Source organism: Escherichia sp. AM3, assembly GCF_032029835.1.
Classification (GTDB): Bacteria; Pseudomonadota; Gammaproteobacteria; order Enterobacterales; family Enterobacteriaceae; genus Escherichia; species Escherichia coli.
Window position 1 is genome coordinate 1 of record NZ_JAVUPQ010001312.1, and the last position, 236, is coordinate 236.

The following is a 236-nucleotide window of genomic DNA, read 5'->3' on the forward strand; positions in this document are numbered from 1 at the left end:
CCTCAGGCTCGTTCAGGAGCCTGTTCCACAGCCAGGCCCGGGGGAGGTTCGCGTCAGGGTTAAAGCCGTTGCGCTCAACTACCGGGATAAAATGGTGATTGAAGGCACGATGCCGATTCCGCTTTCCTTCCCGTTTACTCCAGCATCTGACATGGCAGGCGTGGTGGACAGCATCGGCGAAGGCGTTACGCGTTTCAAGCCCGGCGCACGCGTCATCTCAACCTTCTTCCCGGAAT

General features: G+C 58.9%; 1 protein-coding gene. It reads left to right on the forward strand.

Annotation, left to right across the window (positions count from 1 at the left end; translation table 11 throughout):
* Nucleotides 1-236, forward strand: a 236-nt coding sequence (locus tag RTW80_RS30840) for an alcohol dehydrogenase catalytic domain-containing protein (protein ID WP_312722069.1), incomplete at both ends; no start/stop codon positions are given.